General features: G+C 62.7%; 17 protein-coding genes and 1 pseudogene. 8 read left to right on the top strand and 10 right to left on the bottom strand.

Features of this window, described 5'->3' with window-relative positions; genetic code table 11:
- The first annotated feature begins 7 nt into the window (after window positions 1-7).
- The 4 genes from ftsE (at window position 8) to LQK84_RS22265 (ending at window position 3,300) form a co-directional block, all read left to right on the top strand.
- Window positions 8-667, top strand: coding sequence for a cell division ATP-binding protein FtsE (gene ftsE / locus LQK84_RS22280; protein WP_109856496.1), 660 nt, complete (start codon window positions 8-10; stop codon window positions 665-667).
- A complete protein-coding gene (locus LQK84_RS22275) occupies window positions 664-1,665 on the top strand; it encodes a cell division protein FtsX (protein WP_230830980.1) in 1,002 nt (333 codons plus the stop codon). The genes ftsE and LQK84_RS22275 overlap by 4 nt, the downstream gene beginning before the upstream one ends.
- A 46-nt stretch (window positions 1,666-1,711) precedes the next feature.
- Window positions 1,712-2,401 (top strand): YdcF family protein, encoded by a 690-nt coding sequence (locus LQK84_RS22270; protein ID WP_230830979.1) that lies wholly within the window; start codon window positions 1,712-1,714, stop codon window positions 2,399-2,401.
- Between the two features lie 116 nt (window positions 2,402-2,517).
- Window positions 2,518-3,300 (top strand): lysophospholipid acyltransferase family protein, encoded by a 783-nt coding sequence (locus LQK84_RS22265; RefSeq protein WP_230830978.1) that lies wholly within the window; start codon window positions 2,518-2,520, stop codon window positions 3,298-3,300.
- Here LQK84_RS22265 and LQK84_RS22260 read toward each other — a convergent pair.
- Complete coding sequence (locus tag LQK84_RS22260; protein ID WP_230830977.1) at window positions 3,287-3,829, bottom strand: gamma-glutamylcyclotransferase; 543 nt, start codon at window positions 3,827-3,829, stop codon at window positions 3,287-3,289. The genes LQK84_RS22265 and LQK84_RS22260 overlap by 14 nt on opposite strands.
- Window positions 3,830-3,876: 47 nt before the next feature.
- Between LQK84_RS22260 and LQK84_RS22255 the strand changes: the two genes are divergently transcribed.
- Entirely contained in the window at window positions 3,877-4,875 is a 999-nt protein-coding gene (locus LQK84_RS22255; protein WP_230830976.1) for a DUF2125 domain-containing protein, read from the top strand.
- Here the strand turns inward: LQK84_RS22255 and LQK84_RS22250 are convergent.
- Window positions 4,859-5,797 (bottom strand): prephenate/arogenate dehydrogenase family protein, encoded by a 939-nt coding sequence (locus LQK84_RS22250; RefSeq protein WP_230830975.1) that lies wholly within the window; start codon window positions 5,795-5,797, stop codon window positions 4,859-4,861. The two genes, LQK84_RS22255 and LQK84_RS22250, sit on opposite strands and share 17 nt — an antisense overlap.
- Window position 5,798: 1 nt before the next feature.
- Window positions 5,799-6,917, bottom strand: a complete 1,119-nt coding sequence (gene hisC, locus LQK84_RS22245; RefSeq protein ID WP_230830974.1) for a histidinol-phosphate transaminase — start codon at window positions 6,915-6,917, stop codon at window positions 5,799-5,801.
- Between the two features lie 176 nt (window positions 6,918-7,093).
- Here hisC and LQK84_RS22240 point away from each other — a divergent pair.
- Window positions 7,094-7,340: pseudogene (locus LQK84_RS22240) on the top strand (IS5/IS1182 family transposase); the annotation flags it as partial.
- 232 nt (window positions 7,341-7,572) lie between these two features.
- On the opposite strand, the gene LQK84_RS22235 reads toward LQK84_RS22240, so the two are convergent.
- Complete coding sequence (locus LQK84_RS22235) at window positions 7,573-8,733, bottom strand: M20 aminoacylase family protein (protein WP_230830973.1); 1,161 nt, start codon at window positions 8,731-8,733, stop codon at window positions 7,573-7,575.
- A gap of 167 nt (window positions 8,734-8,900) precedes the next feature.
- On the opposite strand from LQK84_RS22235, the gene LQK84_RS22230 reads away from it, so the two are divergent.
- Both LQK84_RS22230 and LQK84_RS22225 read left to right on the top strand, forming a co-directional pair.
- Window positions 8,901-10,019: a D-alanyl-D-alanine carboxypeptidase family protein gene (locus LQK84_RS22230; protein ID WP_442967005.1), complete on the top strand. Its 1,119-nt coding sequence runs from the start codon at window positions 8,901-8,903 to the stop codon at window positions 10,017-10,019.
- A 9-nt stretch (window positions 10,020-10,028) separates the two neighbouring features.
- Window positions 10,029-11,216 carry a CobW family GTP-binding protein gene (locus LQK84_RS22225; protein ID WP_230830972.1) on the top strand — a complete coding sequence of 396 codons (1,188 nt, stop codon included), beginning with the start codon at window positions 10,029-10,031 and terminating at the stop codon, window positions 11,214-11,216.
- A gap of 163 nt (window positions 11,217-11,379) precedes the next feature.
- Here the strand turns inward: LQK84_RS22225 and LQK84_RS22220 are convergent, their stop codons facing one another.
- The 6 genes from LQK84_RS22220 to LQK84_RS22195 all read right to left on the bottom strand — a co-directional run bounded on the left by LQK84_RS22220 (window position 11,380) and on the right by LQK84_RS22195 (window position 16,355).
- On the bottom strand, window positions 11,380-12,096 hold the full coding sequence (locus LQK84_RS22220; protein WP_230830971.1) for a hypothetical protein: 717 nt from the start codon (window positions 12,094-12,096) through the stop codon (window positions 11,380-11,382).
- Between the two features lie 420 nt (window positions 12,097-12,516).
- The gene (locus tag LQK84_RS22215; RefSeq protein ID WP_230830970.1) at window positions 12,517-12,762 is read right to left on the bottom strand and encodes a sulfurtransferase TusA family protein; all 246 of its coding nucleotides are present in this window, start codon (window positions 12,760-12,762) and stop codon (window positions 12,517-12,519) included.
- A gap of 5 nt (window positions 12,763-12,767) precedes the next feature.
- Window positions 12,768-13,955 (bottom strand): L,D-transpeptidase family protein, encoded by a 1,188-nt coding sequence (locus LQK84_RS22210; RefSeq protein WP_230830969.1) that lies wholly within the window; start codon window positions 13,953-13,955, stop codon window positions 12,768-12,770.
- Between the two features lie 265 nt (window positions 13,956-14,220).
- Entirely contained in the window at window positions 14,221-15,168 is a 948-nt protein-coding gene (locus LQK84_RS22205; protein WP_230830968.1) for an acetyl-CoA carboxylase carboxyltransferase subunit alpha, read from the bottom strand.
- Between the two features lie 76 nt (window positions 15,169-15,244).
- Complete coding sequence (gene xerD, locus LQK84_RS22200; RefSeq protein ID WP_230830967.1) at window positions 15,245-16,195, bottom strand: site-specific tyrosine recombinase XerD; 951 nt, start codon at window positions 16,193-16,195, stop codon at window positions 15,245-15,247.
- A gap of 1 nt (window position 16,196) precedes the next feature.
- The gene (locus LQK84_RS22195) at window positions 16,197-16,355 is read right to left on the bottom strand and encodes a hypothetical protein (RefSeq protein WP_230830966.1); all 159 of its coding nucleotides are present in this window, start codon (window positions 16,353-16,355) and stop codon (window positions 16,197-16,199) included.
- Window positions 16,356-16,408 lie beyond the last annotated feature (53 nt).

The following is a 16,408-nucleotide window of genomic DNA, read 5'->3' as shown; positions in this document are numbered from 1 at the left end:
ATCAGCCGTGATACATTTCGAAAATGTCGGATTGCGCTATGGGCTCGGGCCGGAAATTCTCCGGGACATCACCTTTGATATCCCCGCAAGCTCGTTCCAGTTCCTGACCGGCCCTTCGGGCGCCGGCAAGACGACGTTGCTGAAGCTCCTGTTCCTGTCGCTCAAGCCGACGCGCGGGCTCATCCGCATGTTCGACCGCGACATTGCCTCAATTCCCCGCGAAGACCTGCCGATGCTCCGCCGGCGCATCGGCATCGTCTTCCAGGATTTCCAGTTGCTCGATCATCTCACGACCTATGAGAATGTCTCCCTGCCGCTGCGCGTGCGCGGCAAGGAAGAGCACACCTATCGCAGCGACGTGATCGAGCTTCTGAAGTGGGTCGGCCTCGGCCAGCGCATCAATGTCCTGCCGCCGGTTCTGTCCGGTGGCGAGAAGCAGCGCGCAGCGATTGCCCGCGCACTGATGGACCGGCCGGAAATTCTGCTCGCCGACGAACCGACCGGCAATGTCGATCCGCCGATGGCGCGCCGACTGCTCGGCCTCTTCCGCGAACTGAACCGGCAGGGCACTGCCGTTCTCATCGCCACTCACGATTTCGCCCTCATGGACCAGGTCGACGCGCGCCGGATGATTCTCTCCGAAGGCCGGCTGGAAATTTTCTCATGAGCGTCGCCGAGAAGACACCGGCACCGCCGGAGCGGAAAAGGCTGAATGACGGCGCGACCCGCCCGCATGGGCCGATCGTGCCATCGGCCAATGTCCAGGGCAGCGCGCTGCTCGCGGTCATCGCCATCATGTCCTTCCTCGCCTGCTTGACGCTCGGCGGCGTCAGCATGGTGCGCGCCACGGCGGCGAGCTGGCAGAGCCAGATCTCCCGCGAGATCACCATCCAGATCAAGCCCGACGACAATTTCGACATGGAAAAGGCGCTGAATGACGCGCGCAACCTCGCCTCCTCCTTCGTCGGCGTCACCGGTGCCACCATCATGGACAAGCAGGCGACCTCGCGCCTGCTGGAGCCCTGGCTCGGCGCGAGCCTCGATATCGACGAGCTTCCGGTCCCTCGCCTCGTGATCGTCACGATCGACGAAAGCGCGCCACCGGATTTCGCGGCACTGCGCGATGCGCTGTCGAAGAAGATCCCGCAGGCCTCGCTCGACGATCACCGCACCTGGGTCAACCGCCTGGTCTCCATGGCACGCACCACGGTCGCCATCGGCACCGGCGTTCTCGTCCTCGTGTTTTCGGCGATGGTGCTGACCGTCATCTTCGCCACGCGCGGCGCGCTCTCCGGCAACAGGCATATCGTGGAAGTCCTGCACTTCGTCGGCGCGGAAGCCTCGTTCGTCGCCAACGAATTCCAGAAGCACTTTCTGATCATCAGCCTCAAGGGGTCGGGTGCCGGCAGCGCGCTTGCGGCGCTGTTCTTCATGCTGGCCTCATGGTGGCAGTCCCGCTCGCTCGCCACCCCGGCAAGCGATCAGGCAACCGCCCTTTTCGGCACATTCTCGGTCGGCTGGCTCGGCTATGTCGGGATCGCGCTCACCATGATCCTGATTGCCGGCCTGACAACGCTCACGGCGCGCTTGACGGTGATGCGCACCATCTACGAGATCGACCAGATCCGCTCCGATCCCGCCCGCAGCGACGGTCTGAACACATGAGCGTGATCAACCGCCAGCCGCCGCAATCTGAGTGTATGAAATAGTCATGGCGAATGTGAACGCACGGTCATCTCGGGAAGGTCGAGGCGCGTGGCAATCCACGCGTCCCATCCACCGTGTCTTCCTGCGCCGGCTGAGCTATGTCGTGCTGATCATCGTCGGCCTGCTCTTCGGCGGCTTCCTGCGCTTTGCCGACACCGTGGCCGGCCTGCTGCCGCCCGAAAAGCCGAAGGCAGATGCCGTCGTCGTTCTGACCGGCGGCACCCAGCGCATCGACCAGGCGGTCAATCTTCTGGAGACCGGCACCGGCCAGCGCCTGCTGATTTCCGGCGTGCATCCCGATACGTCGGCGGCCCGCATCCGCGAAATGACCCGCGCGCCGCAAAGCCTCTTCGTCTGCTGCGTCGACCTCGGCTATGACGCGATCGACACCGTGGGCAATGCGCTCGAAACCGCCAAATGGGTGCGCGCACACAAATATCGCCGCGTGCTGGTCGTCACCAGCAACTACCACATGCCGCGCAGCCTTCTCGAACTGCACCGCATCGACCCGGAAACCCAGTATGTCGGCTACCCGATCGTCTACACGGACCTGAAATCCGAAAACTGGATGGCCATGCCCGAGGTCGTCAAGGCGATGGTCTCGGAATATGTGAAACTCGTCGGCGCGACGATCCGGGCGCATCTCTTCACGCCGGACACATCGAGCCTGCGCAGCGGCAAAGGCGAGCGCTGAGATCTTTGCGAGGAAGCACTTTCCTTGCTTTTGTCCAGATTGGTTTTCGTGTAGCTCTTCCCGCAACATCCGGGCCCGTCGGGCAGGACGGAGCTTTGGTAAGGCGGAAGGCAAGAATGGTCGCGATCCGGTCGGTAATTTTCAACGTGCTGTTCTACATGATGTTCATCGCCGAGATGATCATCTTCACGCCGATCTACTTCATCCTGCCCCGCAAGAAGGCCTATTTCGTCCCCAAGTTCTGGGCGCGCTCGAACCTCTGGCTGATGAAGGTGATCGTCGGCACGCGCGTCGAGATCGAGGGGTTGGAAAACTTGCCCAAGGGGCCCTTCATCTTCGCGCCCAAGCACCAGTCCTTCTGGGACACATTCGCCTTCCTGCCGCATATCGAAGACCCGCTTTTCATCCTGAAGCGCGAACTTCTCTGGATTCCCGTCTTCGGCTGGTATGTCGCCAAGCAGCGCATGATCGGCGTCAACCGCGCCGCCCGCGGCAAGGCCATGACCGATGTCATGGCCCGGACGCTGGAGGAAATGAAGACCGGCCGCCAGCTGATCATCTATCCGGAAGGCACGCGCCGCCCGTCAGGCGCCGAGCCCGTCTACAAATACGGCATCGCGCGGCTCTATCGCGACCTGCAGATGCCGGTCGTCCCAGTCGTCCACCATGCCGGCATTTTCTGGCCGCGCCGCAAGTCGATCCGCCAGGGCGGCGTCATCAAGGCGCGCATCCTGCCGCCGATCGCACCGGGCATGGACGAGAAGGAATTCTTCGACCATCTGGTGAAGACGATGGAAGAGGCCAGCGACAAGTGCCTCCTCGATACGGTGGACGCCAATCCTCACCTCATCCTGCCGCCGACGGCGAAGAAGCGGATCTCGGAGCTTAGGAGCCAGTAATCGGCATTTCGACCGATTCGGCGTGGTGCAGAACGCCTTCCAGCCAGTGATCGCGAATGCCAAGCTCGCGCATATGCGTGACCGTATTGCGCACATAGTCGAGATTGTCGCCTGACGCGCCGACAGCGTTCGCGACAATGCCCGCCGCTTCTTCCGGGCTTGAAGGCCGCTCGAACTGTTCATGGCCCGGATCGGCGACATAGATCAGCGTCCGGACCCAGCGCCCATCGGCCAGGCGAGCCTGGGCGAACCGCTCCAGATAGACATTGGTGACGAGTTCGCGGGCGCGCAGATATTCAAGCACGGCCTCTCGCTCGGCCTCCGACACGCGGAAAGCCACACCCTTGCAGCTGCCGCCGCGGTCGAGCCCGAGCACCAGACCCGGCTTTTCACGCGTGCCGCGATGCACCCAGGAGCGTATGCAGAGCGAGCGCCGATAGCCATAGGCGCGGGCAATCTGCCGCTCCTCGAAGGCAAAGCCCGGATTCCACATCAGCGAGCCATAGCCAAAGACCCAAAAATCTTCCATATCGCGCCTCAGTATACGCCTGTTCGATCACCAACACGGAGTTTTCCATGCCGACTTACAGCGAGCCCGTCAATCGCCGCCGCCGATTTCCCTGGTGGGCCAAACTGATCCTGCTCGTTGTCGTGCTTTATGGTGGGGCCCTCTATTTCGCCGCGCATCAGGCCAGGGTCTATCTGAATGCCGTCGTTGCCCCGCCGGGCACGAATGCGCCCGACAGCTGCGCCGAATATGATTTCACGGGCTTGCCGGCGCGGGTTTCCGCTGTCTGCAAGTCGGCGAAATTCGTGGACCCGGTGACAGGCATCGATCTTTCCACCGGCACGGTGCGCACGACCACCTTCGTCCATGATCCGCTACACGCCACATTCTCGATCGCAAGCCCGGTCAAGGCGAAGTTCGCCAACGGCCTGACCACCGACACGAACTGGCAGAACCTCGACAGCGATATTGGCGGCGACCTCACAGGCATCACCCACGGCTTGGTCCAGATCGGCAAGATCGACAGTACGGTCACGCTGCCCTCGGGCCCGACCCCGCTGAAGATCACCAGCGATCACGCCGAACTCAATGTCCGCCAGAACGGCCCGGATCTCGACATATCCTCCCGCTCGGAAGGCTCGAAGGTCGAAACCGGCTTCATCCCGGTCAACCTGCCGGTATTTTCGACCAGCCTGGAGGCGACGCTCGACGGGCGCGGCAATGTTCTCTCCGGCGCGCCCATCGTTGCCGGCGAGGCAATCCAGGGCGACATCAAGCGGCTCGCCATCAATTTCGGCAGTAACGGCACGCTCGCCGTTTCCGGCCCGTTCCGGATCGCCGAAAACGGCCTGCTCACCGGCGACCTGACCATCGATGTGGAAAATTACGCCGCCCTTCAGGCGACGCTCTCCAAGAGCTTCCCGCGGGCAACCACCATCATCGACACCGCCTCGATCCTGCTGAAAAGCCTCTCGGCCGACGGCAAGACCGGCAAGGTGACGCTGAACATCCGCGACGGGCGCGTCCAGCTCGGCATCATTCCGCTTGGGGTCATTCCCCCGCTTTGAGCTCGCCGGCGGCAGCGTTACGGCCGAAGTTCGGCGCTGCCGTATCCTGGCCCGCCTCGATGATCGAGCGGCGGATGGCGCGGGTGCGGGTGAAGAGATCGAAGAGCTTGTCGCCATCGCCCCAGCGGATCGCCCGCTGGAGATAGGCGAGGTCTTCGGAAAACCGCGCCAGCATTTCCAGGATCGCGTCCTTGTTGTGCAGGCACACATCCCGCCACATGGTCGGATCGGAGGAGGCGAGACGCGTGAAGTCGCGGAAGCCGGAGGCCGAATATTTGATGACTTCCGATTCCGTCACCGTCTCCAGATCGTCCGCGGTGCCGACGATATTGTAGGCGATGATATGCGGCAGATGCGACACGATGGCGAGCACCTTGTCGTGATGCGCAGGGTCCATCTCCTCGACCTTGGAGCCGAGCGCGTTCCAGAAATCGCGCAGCTTGGCGACCGCTCCAGCATCCGTCCCCGGAACCGGCGTCAGAATGCACCAGCGGCCCGTGAAGAGGCCGACAAAGCCGGCGTCAGGGCCGGAATGTTCGGTGCCGGCAATCGGGTGGCCGGGAATGAAATGCACATGTTCCGGCATATGCGGCTGCATCTGCGCAATGACGGACGCCTTCGTCGACCCCACGTCGGTAACGGTCGCGCCGGGCTTCAGGCTGCCGGCAATCTGCTCGGCGACAGCACCCGAAGCGCCAACCGGAACCGAGACGATGACGAGATCGGCATCGCGCACGGCTTCCGCCGCATCCGCCACATAGGCGTCGCCCAGCCCCAGCTCTTCCGCGCGCTTCAGCGTCGCGGCGCTACGCGTCGAGATCGTGACCTTGGAGGCCAGACCATGGGCCTTGATGTCGCGCGCAATCGACGAGCCGATGAGGCCGATGCCGATCAGGGCAATGTTTTCGTAAAGCTTTGCCACGTTACTTGCGCCCCGCTTCTTGGGCCATGAATTCATCCAGTGCCTCGATGACACCGCGATTGGCCTCTTCCGTGCCGACCGTCATGCGCAGGGCATTGGGCAGGCCGTAGCCGGCAACGCCGCGCAGGATGTAGCCGCGCGAGGTCAGGAACGCATCCGCATCCGACGCGCGCTTGCCATCGGTATCCGGGAAATGGATCAGCACGAAATTGGCGACCGATGGCGTGACCTTGAGGCCCATCGCCTCGAAGGCATGCGTCAGCTTTTCCAGCCAGAGCGAATTATGCGCCACCGCCTTTTCGACAAAGGCCTGATCGCGCACGGCGGCAGCCGCTGCTGCAAGGCCCGGCACGGTCATGTTGAAGGGTCCGCGCACACGGTTCAGGGCGGCAAGGATTTCCGCCGGCCCATAGAGCCAGCCGACGCGCAGCGCCGCCAGGCCATAGGCCTTGGAGAAGGTGCGGCACATGACGACATTGCGATTGGCGGATACCAGCTCGACGCCCGTCTCGTAATCGTTGCGGCGGACATACTCGGCGTAAGCCGCATCCAGAACCAAGAGCACATGCGCCGGCAGACCGGCATGCAGGCGGCGGATATCGGCCATCGGAATATAGGAGCCGGTCGGATTGCCCGGATTGGCGATGAAGACCGCCTTGGTCTTGTCGGTGACGGCGGCGAGGATGTTGTCGACATTCACCCGGCAATCGTCTTCCTTCACCGTGACGGGCGTGGCGCCCGAAGCGGTGATCTGGATGCGATAGACGAGGAACCCATGCTCGGTGATGATCGCCTCATCGCCAGCACCCAGATAGCAGCGGCAAATCAGGCCAAGCAGTTCGTCGGACCCAGCGCCGCAGATGATATTGGCCGGGTTCAACCCATGCACCGCGCCAATGGCCTCGCGCAACTCGGTCGCCTGACCGTCCGGATAAAGCTCCAGATGCTCCGCCGCATGACGATAGGCCTCGATCGCCGCTGGGCTCGGCCCCAGCGGCGTCTCGTTGGACGACAGCTTGAAGATCCGGCCGGAAAAGCCAGCGCCATCCTTGCCCGGCACATAGGCCGAGATCTCCATCACGCCGGGACGCGGAACGGGTGCGGAAGCAGTCATGGTCATGCGAAAAGCCCCTGAATTTGGAAGGCCAAGGCAATAGTGCGGAAAGGGGTTTTTGTCGAGTGTGGGGATTTGGGACGGATCAGCGCAGACTAACGATTGTCCAGTCCGGCGAATCCTTCAGCGCCACTTTCCATCTCGCCTTGCGGGGAGATGGAAAAATTCCACTGAAATGATGCACTGGTTCTGCAGGGTCTGGCGGCGGTGGGAAGACAGTCCGGCGGGGGGTTATCACGACGCCGGCCAATGTCAACGACAAGGTCGTGGCCGATGATCTGGTCCGCGGCGACAAGCGCACGGTCCTGGTCGGAGGCGCCTATCACACCTATGATCGCGGAGCGGGTGCTCATGCAACGCGGGATCAAGCCGCGCCTGATGCGGCGGGCCAACAAGCATCACCGCGACCTTCCGCAACCACTGGCGAAGACCAGGGCGCAGGTGCTGCTTGCTGCCACTCACCTTCAACATGTGCCACTGAGTCACGCTGACGACGACTTGACCAGGGGCGAACTGCGCCCAAAACCACCCAACGCCGACAAAGAACAACCCAGAAGCCCAGCACATCAACAACCGGGCTCGAAAAGCTGCGTCTTCAATCCTCAAAATCCCAACAAGCGCGAGTTATGCAACGGTCCCACAAGGGGAGAGGACCAGCCTCTCACCCCGCCAACCGGCTTTCGGCCAGCTTCACCCAATAGGAAATCCCGTGCGGGATGATCTCGTCGTTGAAGTCGTATTCCGGGTGGTGGAGGCTGGCGCTTTCGCCGTTGCCGATGACGATGAAGGCGCCGGGGCGGGCTTCGAGCATGTAGGAGAAGTCCTCGCCGCCCATGGTGGCGTTCATGTTCTTCTCGACATTGGCCTCGCCGGCAATCGCGACGGCTGCTGCAATCGCATGTTCGGTTTCGAGATCGTGGTTGTAGGTGACCGGGTAGTTGCGGTCATACCAGATCTCCGCGCTGCCGCCGGCGGCGGCGGCAATCCCTTGCGCGATTTCCTTCAGCCGCTTTTCGGCGAGGTCGCGCATTTCCTTTTTCAGCGTGCGCACAGTGCCACCGAGCTTGGCCTCGTTCGGGATGACGTTATGGGCATTGCCGGCATTGAATTTGGTGACCGAGACGACGACCGATTCCAGCGGGTCGGCATTGCGCGAGGCAATGGTCTGCAGCGCCATGACGATCTGCGAGCCGATGACGACCGGGTCGACGCCGCGGTTCGGCATGGCCGCATGGCCGCCCAGCCCCTTGACCGTGATCATGAACTCGTCCGTCGAGGCCATGATCGCGCCCTTGCGGATGGCGAAGGTTCCGACCGGAACGCCGGGGAAATTGTGCATGCCATAGACTTCGGCAATGCCGAAGCGCTCCATCATGCCGTCTTTCACCATCTCGTAGCCGCCGGCGCCGCCTTCTTCGGCGGGCTGGAAGATGACCGCGACAGAGCCGGTGAAGTTGCGCGTCTCGGCGAGGTATTTTGCCGCACCCAGGAGCATGGCGGTGTGGCCGTCATGGCCGCAGGCATGCATCTTGCCGGGGGTCTTGGAGGCCCAGGGCTTGCCGGTCAGTTCGTTGATCGGCAGCGCGTCCATGTCGGCGCGAAGGCCGATCGTGCGGCCGGGGCCCTTGCCCTTGATGATGCCGACGACGCCGGTGCGGCCAAGGCCGGTCACCACCTCGTCAACGCCCAGTTCCTTCAGCTTGTCGGCAACGAAGGCGGCAGTGGCGTGGACGTCGTAGAGCAGTTCCGGGTTCTCGTGCAGCTTCCTCCGCCAGCCGGCGACTTCGTCCTGAAGCTCTGCGGCGCGGTTCAAAATCGGCATAGTCGAAATCCTGTCTTCATTGGTGTGTATGCGGCGGGCCATAAAGGTGTCGAACCGATCTTGGACCGGCGCGCCAAATCAATCAATGGCCTTTCCTCGTCCCGTCCATATAGGGTAATAGACCCAGGGTTTCGAGCGACGAACGTTCATTTCAAGGAGTTTCTCACATGGTAGCGGTCGGCATCCTGCGGAAGGTGATGGGCGGCGCGGTGGCGCTGGCTGTGGCGGCAACGATTGCCCTGCCTGCGGATGCGCTTGCCAATCCGAAGATCGTCGTCGATGTCGCGACCGGCAAGGTGATCTATCACGAGGAGGCCTTCCAGCGCTGGTATCCGGCCTCGCTCACCAAGCTGATGACCTCCTACGTCACCTTCAAGGCGCTGAAAAGCGGCCGCATCACGCTCGACACGCCCGTGGTCATGTCGAAGCAGGCGGCGGCGCAGAAGCCGAGCAAGATGTATTTCAAGCCCGGCGCGCGCATGACGATGGACACGGCGCTGAAGATCATGCTGGTCAAGTCAGCCAACGATATCGCCATGGCGATCGGCGAGGCAGTGGGCGGCTCGGACGACAATTTCGTGTCGATGATGAATGCGGAAGCCGCAAGGCTCGGCATGTTCTCCAGCCATTTCGTCAATGCCAATGGCATGCCCGAACAGGGGCAGTATACGACGGCGCGTGATCTGGCCGTGCTGACCGTGGCGCTGCGCCGCGAGTTTCCCGAATATGCGAGCTATTTCTCGCTCGAAGGCTTCATCAACGGCACCAAGAAATACACCAACTACAATCTGCTGATCGGCCGTTTCGACGGCGCGGACGGCATGAAGACGGGCTTCATCTGCTCGTCCGGCTTCAACCAGATCGGCTCGGCCACGCGCGGCGGGCGCACGGTGGTGGCCGTCGTTCTCGGCGCCGACAGCCTTGGCGGGCGCGCCGATCAGGCGGCCGACCTGCTGCAACTGGGCCTGACCAAGACCATGATGGGCGGCGACACATTGTCGAGCCTTGCGCCCTACGGCGCGACCCGCGATCAGGTGGCCGACGTGCGCGACGAGATCTGCAATCCGAAGGCCGCGCAGGTGCGTTCCGAGGGACGTGACGAAGAGGGCAAGATGAAGCTCAAGTCGCCCTATCTGCACGAGATGGATCACGATCCGCGCTTTGTCGTCGCCGACCTCCTGCCGCCGGAGCCGGGCGCGGCCAATGGCGACGGGATCGAGCAGGGCGATGGCGGGCCGAAGCTCAAGCGCATTCCGATCCCGAAGCCGCGTCCTTCGCAAGAGTAAGGGCGCCTCGTGAAAAGCATCCCCGTTTCCATCATCACCGGCTTTCTCGGCGCCGGCAAATCGACGCTGCTCAACCGGCTGCTGAAGGATCGGCAGCTCTCCGACTGCGCCGTCATCATCAACGAATTCGGCGATGTCGGCATCGACCACATGCTGGTCGAGACATCCGGCGACCAGATGGTGGAGCTTTCCGACGGGTGCCTCTGCTGCACGGTGCGCGGCGAGCTGGTCGACACGCTCGCCTCGTTCATCGATCTGATGCAGACGGGCAAGATGAAGCCGATCTCGCGCGTCGTCATCGAGACGACGGGGCTTGCCGATCCGGTGCCGGTTCTGCAATCGGTCATCGGCAATCCGGTTCTGGCGCAGAATTTCCATCTCGACGGCGTCGTGACGGTGATCGACGCGCTGAATGGCATGCGCTCGCTCGACAATCACGAAGAAGCACGCCGGCAGGCGGCGGTGGCCGACCGGCTGGTGATTTCCAAGACGGCCATGGCCGAACCGTCCGAGGTCAATGTGCTGGCCGCGCGGCTGATGGCAATCAATCCGAATGCGCGCATCCTCGATGCCGATGGCGATGAGGCGGGCACGGCCAGGCTGCTGGAAGCCGGCTATTTCGACGTGACGGCCAAGAGCCCGGATGTGGCGCGCTGGCTGGCACATGAGGACAAGGCGCGGGATCATCATCACGATGACCATGGGCACCATGACCACGGCCATCATCACCATGACGGCCAAGATCATCACGCCCATGACCACGATCATGCGCCTCACGCCCATGGCCACCATCACCACAGCCATGACGACGTGAACCGCCACGATGCCAGCATCCGCTCCTTCTCCATCGTGCATGACCAGCCGATCGACCGGAACGCCGTAGCCATGTTCGTGGACCTCCTGCGCTCGGCGCATGGCGAGAAGCTGTTGCGCATGAAGGCGATCGTCATGCTCTCCGACGATCCGTCGCGGCCGCTGGTGCTGCATGCCGCCCAGTCGACGCTCCACCCGCCGGCGCGGCTGGACGCCTGGCCCGGCGAGGATCGCCGCACGCGGCTGGTGCTGATCACCAAGGACCTCGAAGAGGATTTCGTGCGTGATCTCTTCGATGCGTTTATCGGCAAGCCGCGCGTGGGTGGTGCGGATCGGGCGGCGCTGACGGACAATCCGCTGGCGGTGCCGGGGATGAAGTTTTAGAGGGTGTGGAGGTTGCGGCGAAGGGGGAGTGGGGGACTGAGGCTCAACCTCTCCGTCCGTCATGCCGGACCCGATCCGGCATCCAGTCGCCCGCGTCCGCGGGCGGGGAGACTCTTTTAAAGAGTCCTTTCAGCTCGCCGACGCGAGCTGGCTCGATCTCGGATCACAAGCTGCAATCTCCAACTCTAAATGCGCCCGTCCCCAAAACATCCGGCAGCTCGTTTGTTGAAATTGCGATACTGGTTGAGCCATTCAATCGGGCGTTTTCTGTCCTGTATTCGCACCACCACCCCAACACCTTCTCCACCTCGCCCTTCGTCACCGGCTCCTTCGTCAGCGACAGCGTGATCCCGTTCAGTCGATAGCCGGGGCCGAAGGTGGCTTCGAGATTGGCGGGGTCGACGCGCTTGACGCTTGCCGGGTCGTTGATGTCGTCGAAGGTGACGAGGAGGGGGTATTGGCTGCGGGGAAGCGCGACTATGCCGGCGCCTCCGTCATCGCCGTTTTCCAGAAGTGCGCCCGCCTTGACACTCTCCATCTTGGGATAAATCAGCCAGTTCAGTGCCGGAATATCTCTGAGAAGCACGAACAGATATCGCCCTTGCGACACTTCCAATGCAACGGCTTCCCCGTTCAATTGAAAGCTGACGCCATTTGCCTCCGCCGGAACGAAAGGGCCATGCGTGTCTATGAGCCTTGCTGACATCACACTGGAGCCGGCCTTCAAGCCTTCAGGCGTTTCGACCTCAACAGTCAGCTTCTGGTGCCAGTCGTAATCCCTGCCGCAACTCGCCAGCACCAGCAGCCGCAACGCAATCAGGAGGAGGATCAGGATTCTCAATGGCTTGCGCACGGGATTGATGGCTCTTCGGTTCGGCATCGCAACGCCATCGCTTGAAAGATCGGCTCGAACATAACCGTGGGTTGACGGAAATCGCAAGTTGTGGAGAGCGGGAATGCCTGGGTTTCGGACGGGGGAGCGGTCAGAAAGCGGAAACGTCGTTAAGGGTTGGTGAGGATCGAGGGGCGTCGAGGGTGTGGTTGAAGACCCCTCCCAAACCCTCCCCACAAGGGGGAGGGCTTAACCCGGCCGCACTGCTGCGCCCGGAATCTTGAAATCTGCGGGCGTTAATGGGGGCATTGCGGGTGCTCCATCCGTCTCCCCCCTTGTGGGGGAGATGGCGGCAGCCAGAGGGGGTCTTTCAAAGGGTGCGTTCGATGACGGACGTTCCGTGAGGCCCCCCCTCTGCCATGCCGGGCATCTCCCCCGCATGAGGGGAGATTGGCGGGGGGCACCGTCCTACCCCCGTCGCACCCGAAATCGGTGCCCCGTCTCAGTCCGTTCCGACGACACGAGCGTATGCCCATCCTCGTTGCACATATGCGGGATGTCGAGGCCGGCGAGGGGGTCGGTGGTTTCGATCTCAACGAGGGCGCCTGAACCGAGCGGTATCAGGGCCTTGCGGGCGCGCAAAGCCGGCAGGGGGCATTTGAGGCCCCTGAGGTCGAGCGTGAGGTCGGGTTTTTCGGGCTGCTGCCCGGTCATCGCCGTCAGTTCCAGAGTTTCCAGAAGGGGCGGTTTTCCGGAACGTTGGAGGCGACGCTTGCCGTGGTCGGCTGGGCGGCGGGTGCGAGCGGGTTGGCCTGCGGGACAGGCGCGCGCCTTGTCTTCTCGACGGCCTTGATGGCGGCCTGTGCGAGCGCCTTGTCGGCTTCCGTCTGGGCGCGCTGCTGTTCCGCGGCCTTGAAGTCCTCAAGCTTCACCAGCTTGCCGGCCTGCAGGCCGTTGCCGGTGGGGGCGAAGGCGAGGTCGGTGCTCTTCTTCTTCAGGTCGGCGACGGCGGCCTTGCGCTGGGCCTCTGTCGGCTCGTCCCAGATGTAGCCGGCATATTTCTTTTCCGCCGCAGCATAGTCGGTGCTGTACTTGGCCTGATAGGCCGAATAGGCCTGCGCCATTTCCGGCGGCGTCGAGGTGGCCGGGCACGCGCCCGACGGATTGAAGCTCTGTCCCGGGACTGCGACCTGGTTGAAGACGTAGGAATGGTTGCAGACGTTGACGACCGGCGGACGATGGGTGATTTCGAACTGGTCGTAGCCGACCTTCAGCATCTTCCAGAAATCGATGTTCGGGCTGTTCTTGTGGCGCGCCATGTTGTCCGCCGTCATGCGGAAGGGCAGCGCCTGGATCTGGAAAGCCTGCTGGCCACCGCCAAATGCGTCATGCGCCAGCGCGAAGATTTCCTGCACCTGCGCATCCGTCATCGAATAGCAGCCCGACGACGAGCAGGCGCCATGCACCATCAGGTTGGTGCCGCCGCGGTTCAGCGAGCGGTCATAGGCGTTGGGATAGCCGATGTTGAAGGCGAGATAGTAGCGCGAATTGGGGTTCATCTGCGCCGGCGTGATGTCGTAGAAGCCTTCCGGCGCCTGACGGTCGCCTTCCTTGGTCTTCGGGCCGAGCTTTCCCGACCAGGCGCAGATCTGGTAGCTCTTCAGCATGACGTAACGGTTGGAGGTGTTGGCCTTCCAGACCTCCATCACGCCTTCTTCCTTGAAGATGCGGATCATGATCGGCGAATTGCGATCCATGTTCAGCGCCTTCATGCGCGACAGCGTCGCGTTGGACAGGCGCAGTTCCGGCTTGCCCTGGATGCGCGAAATATCCAGCACGTCTTCCTGCTGGCAAGCTGAAAGCATGGTTGCCGCAAAGGCCATGATGACAAAGGCTTTGAACCGCATATTCACCGCTCGATAAACTGACGCCTGGACAGCCCGGCACGATGCCGGCAGCCTGTTATAGTTCACAAATCGTTAAGCGGACCTTATCAGGACGCACCGCCGCATGAAGGATTCGGACTTATCCACTGCAAACAGCCCAAATGTGTTAAAGTTTGGGCAAATGTGGAAACACTATGGCCAGCTTATATAACGAGGCGCTCCAGGACGGGCGGATCGTGTCGGCTGAGTCTGCATGGTGCGGAAAAGGGGCCTGAAGCCCCTTCCCTCAGAGATTGCGGCCGATGGCCAGGAACTTCTCGCGGCGCTGCTTGCGCAGGTCCTTGACGCTCTTGAGGTCGGCCAGCGCGCGGGCAATCACGTCGCCCGTCGCGGCAATCACCGCTTCAGGGTCGCGATGGGCGCCGCCGACGGGTTCGGGAATGATGCCGTCGATGACGCCGAGGCCCTTCAGGTCTTCGGCGGTGATCTTCATGCTGGTCGCAGCTTCCTTGGCGCGGGCGGAATCGCGCCACAGGATCGAGGCGGCCCCTTCCGGCGAGATCACGCTGTAGATCGCATGTTCGAGCATATAGACGCGGTTGCCGGTGGCAATGGCTATTGCGCCGCCCGAGCCGCCTTCGCCCAGCACGATGCAGATGACCGGCACCTTGACGTTGAGGCACATTTCCGTCGAGCGGGCGATGGCCTCGGCCTGGCCGCGCTCTTCGGCGTCAACGCCAGGATAGGCGCCGGCGGTGTCTATCAGCGAAATGATCGGCAGGCCGAAACGGTCGGCGAGTTCCATGACGCGGATCGCCTTGCGATAGCCTTCCGGACGCGGGCTGCCGAAATTGTGCTTGATGCGCGACTTGGTGTCGTTGCCCTTTTCCTGGCCGATCAGGGCCACCGGCTGACCGCGGAAGCGGGCAAGGCCGGCCTGGATGGCAGCGTCTTCGGCAAAGGCGCGGTCGCCGGCGAGCGGCGTGAAGTCCTCGAACAGGGCTTCCATATAATCGACGAAGTGCGGGCGCTGCGGATGGCGGGCGACCTGCGTCTTCTGCCAGGCCGACAGCTTGGCATAGATTTCCACCATCGCCTCATGGGCGCGGGCTTCCAGCTTCTGAATTTCGTCAGACGTATCGACGCTGTCGTCCTGTTCGGCGAGCTTTTTCAGCTCGATAATCTTGCCCTCCAGGTCGGAGATCGGCTTCTCGAAGTCGAGGTAATTGTGCATCTGATCCGTTCCGGTCGCTACTTTGCGCGCGCGTGAGCCGCGCTTCAAGCGCTGGCAGCTTCAGTTTACGCGGACCCTAATCGTCGCTTTTTGGCTTTTTTGCAAGGGGGTGATGCTCATGGACCAATTTCTGCAGCTGTTCATCGAGAACATGGGTGTAGATCTGCGTGGTCGAAATGTCGGAATGGCCGAGCAATTCCTGCACTGCGCGCAGGTCTGCGCCGTTCTGCAGAAGGTGGCTGGCAAAGGCGTGGCGCAGCACATGCGGCGAGACGCTGGCGGCCGGAACGCCGGCGCGTGCCGCGAGCGCCTTGAGGTCGCGGGCAAAAACCTGACGCGGGAGATAGCCTTCCTTGCTGCGGGCCGGGAAGAGCCAGGCGCTTTCGGGGCCATCCTTGCCGGCGGCTTCGGCCTTGAGTGCGGCGCCATAGGCGTCGAGGGCGGCAATCGCGGGTCGCGACAGCGGCACCATGCGTTCCTTGTTGCCCTTGCCCTTGATCAGCAGGAAGCGGCCTTCGCCGTTCAGCACGCGGGCGGGCAGCGAGACGAGTTCGCTGACGCGCATGCCGGTCGCATAGAGAAGTTCGAGAAGGGCGGCCATGCGCAGCCGGTCGGTCTGGCCGGGCCCGGGGCGCTGGGCTTCTTCCGAAGCCAGCGTCAGCATCCTGCCGACCGTATCCTCGTTGAGGATTTTTGGCAGCGGTCGATTTTTCTTCGGCGCGTCGATGATCCCGGACGGATCGTCGCCGCGCAGATTTTCGGCATAGAGAAACTTGTAGAACTGCCGGAGTGCGGAAAGCCTGCGCGCCTGCGACGAGGTCTCGAAGCCCTGGGCGGCCAGATCGGAGAGATAGGCGGAAAGATCGGCGGAGGCGGCTTCCGTCAGCGCCACGCCGCGCCGTTTCATGAAGGCGCGGGCATCGTCGAGGTCGCGCTTGTAGGAGGCGAGCGTGTTTTGCGCGGCACCGCGCTCGGCGCTCATCATTTCCAGAAAGGCTTCGACATGCGCGCCCGAAAGGTCTGCCATCTCACTGGCTCGCCGGCTGCACGTTGACGCGCTCGGATGGTATTTTCACGAAAGCCTCGCGCGGCGTCGGCTGGACGCCATAGGCCAGCACATAGAGGATGGCATAGCCGGTTCCGGCGATCATCGCGCACCAAAGCATGAGGCGGAACAAGGTCGGCATGGGATATCCCGCAAGCGAATCGAGCTTTTTCCTATATGCGACCTTCGCGGCGG

Origin of the sequence: Rhizobium sp. C4 (assembly GCF_021026315.1) — a bacterium.
Lineage (GTDB): Bacteria > Pseudomonadota > Alphaproteobacteria > Rhizobiales > Rhizobiaceae > Ensifer_A.
This window is presented reverse-complemented; position numbering and strand designations above follow the sequence as displayed.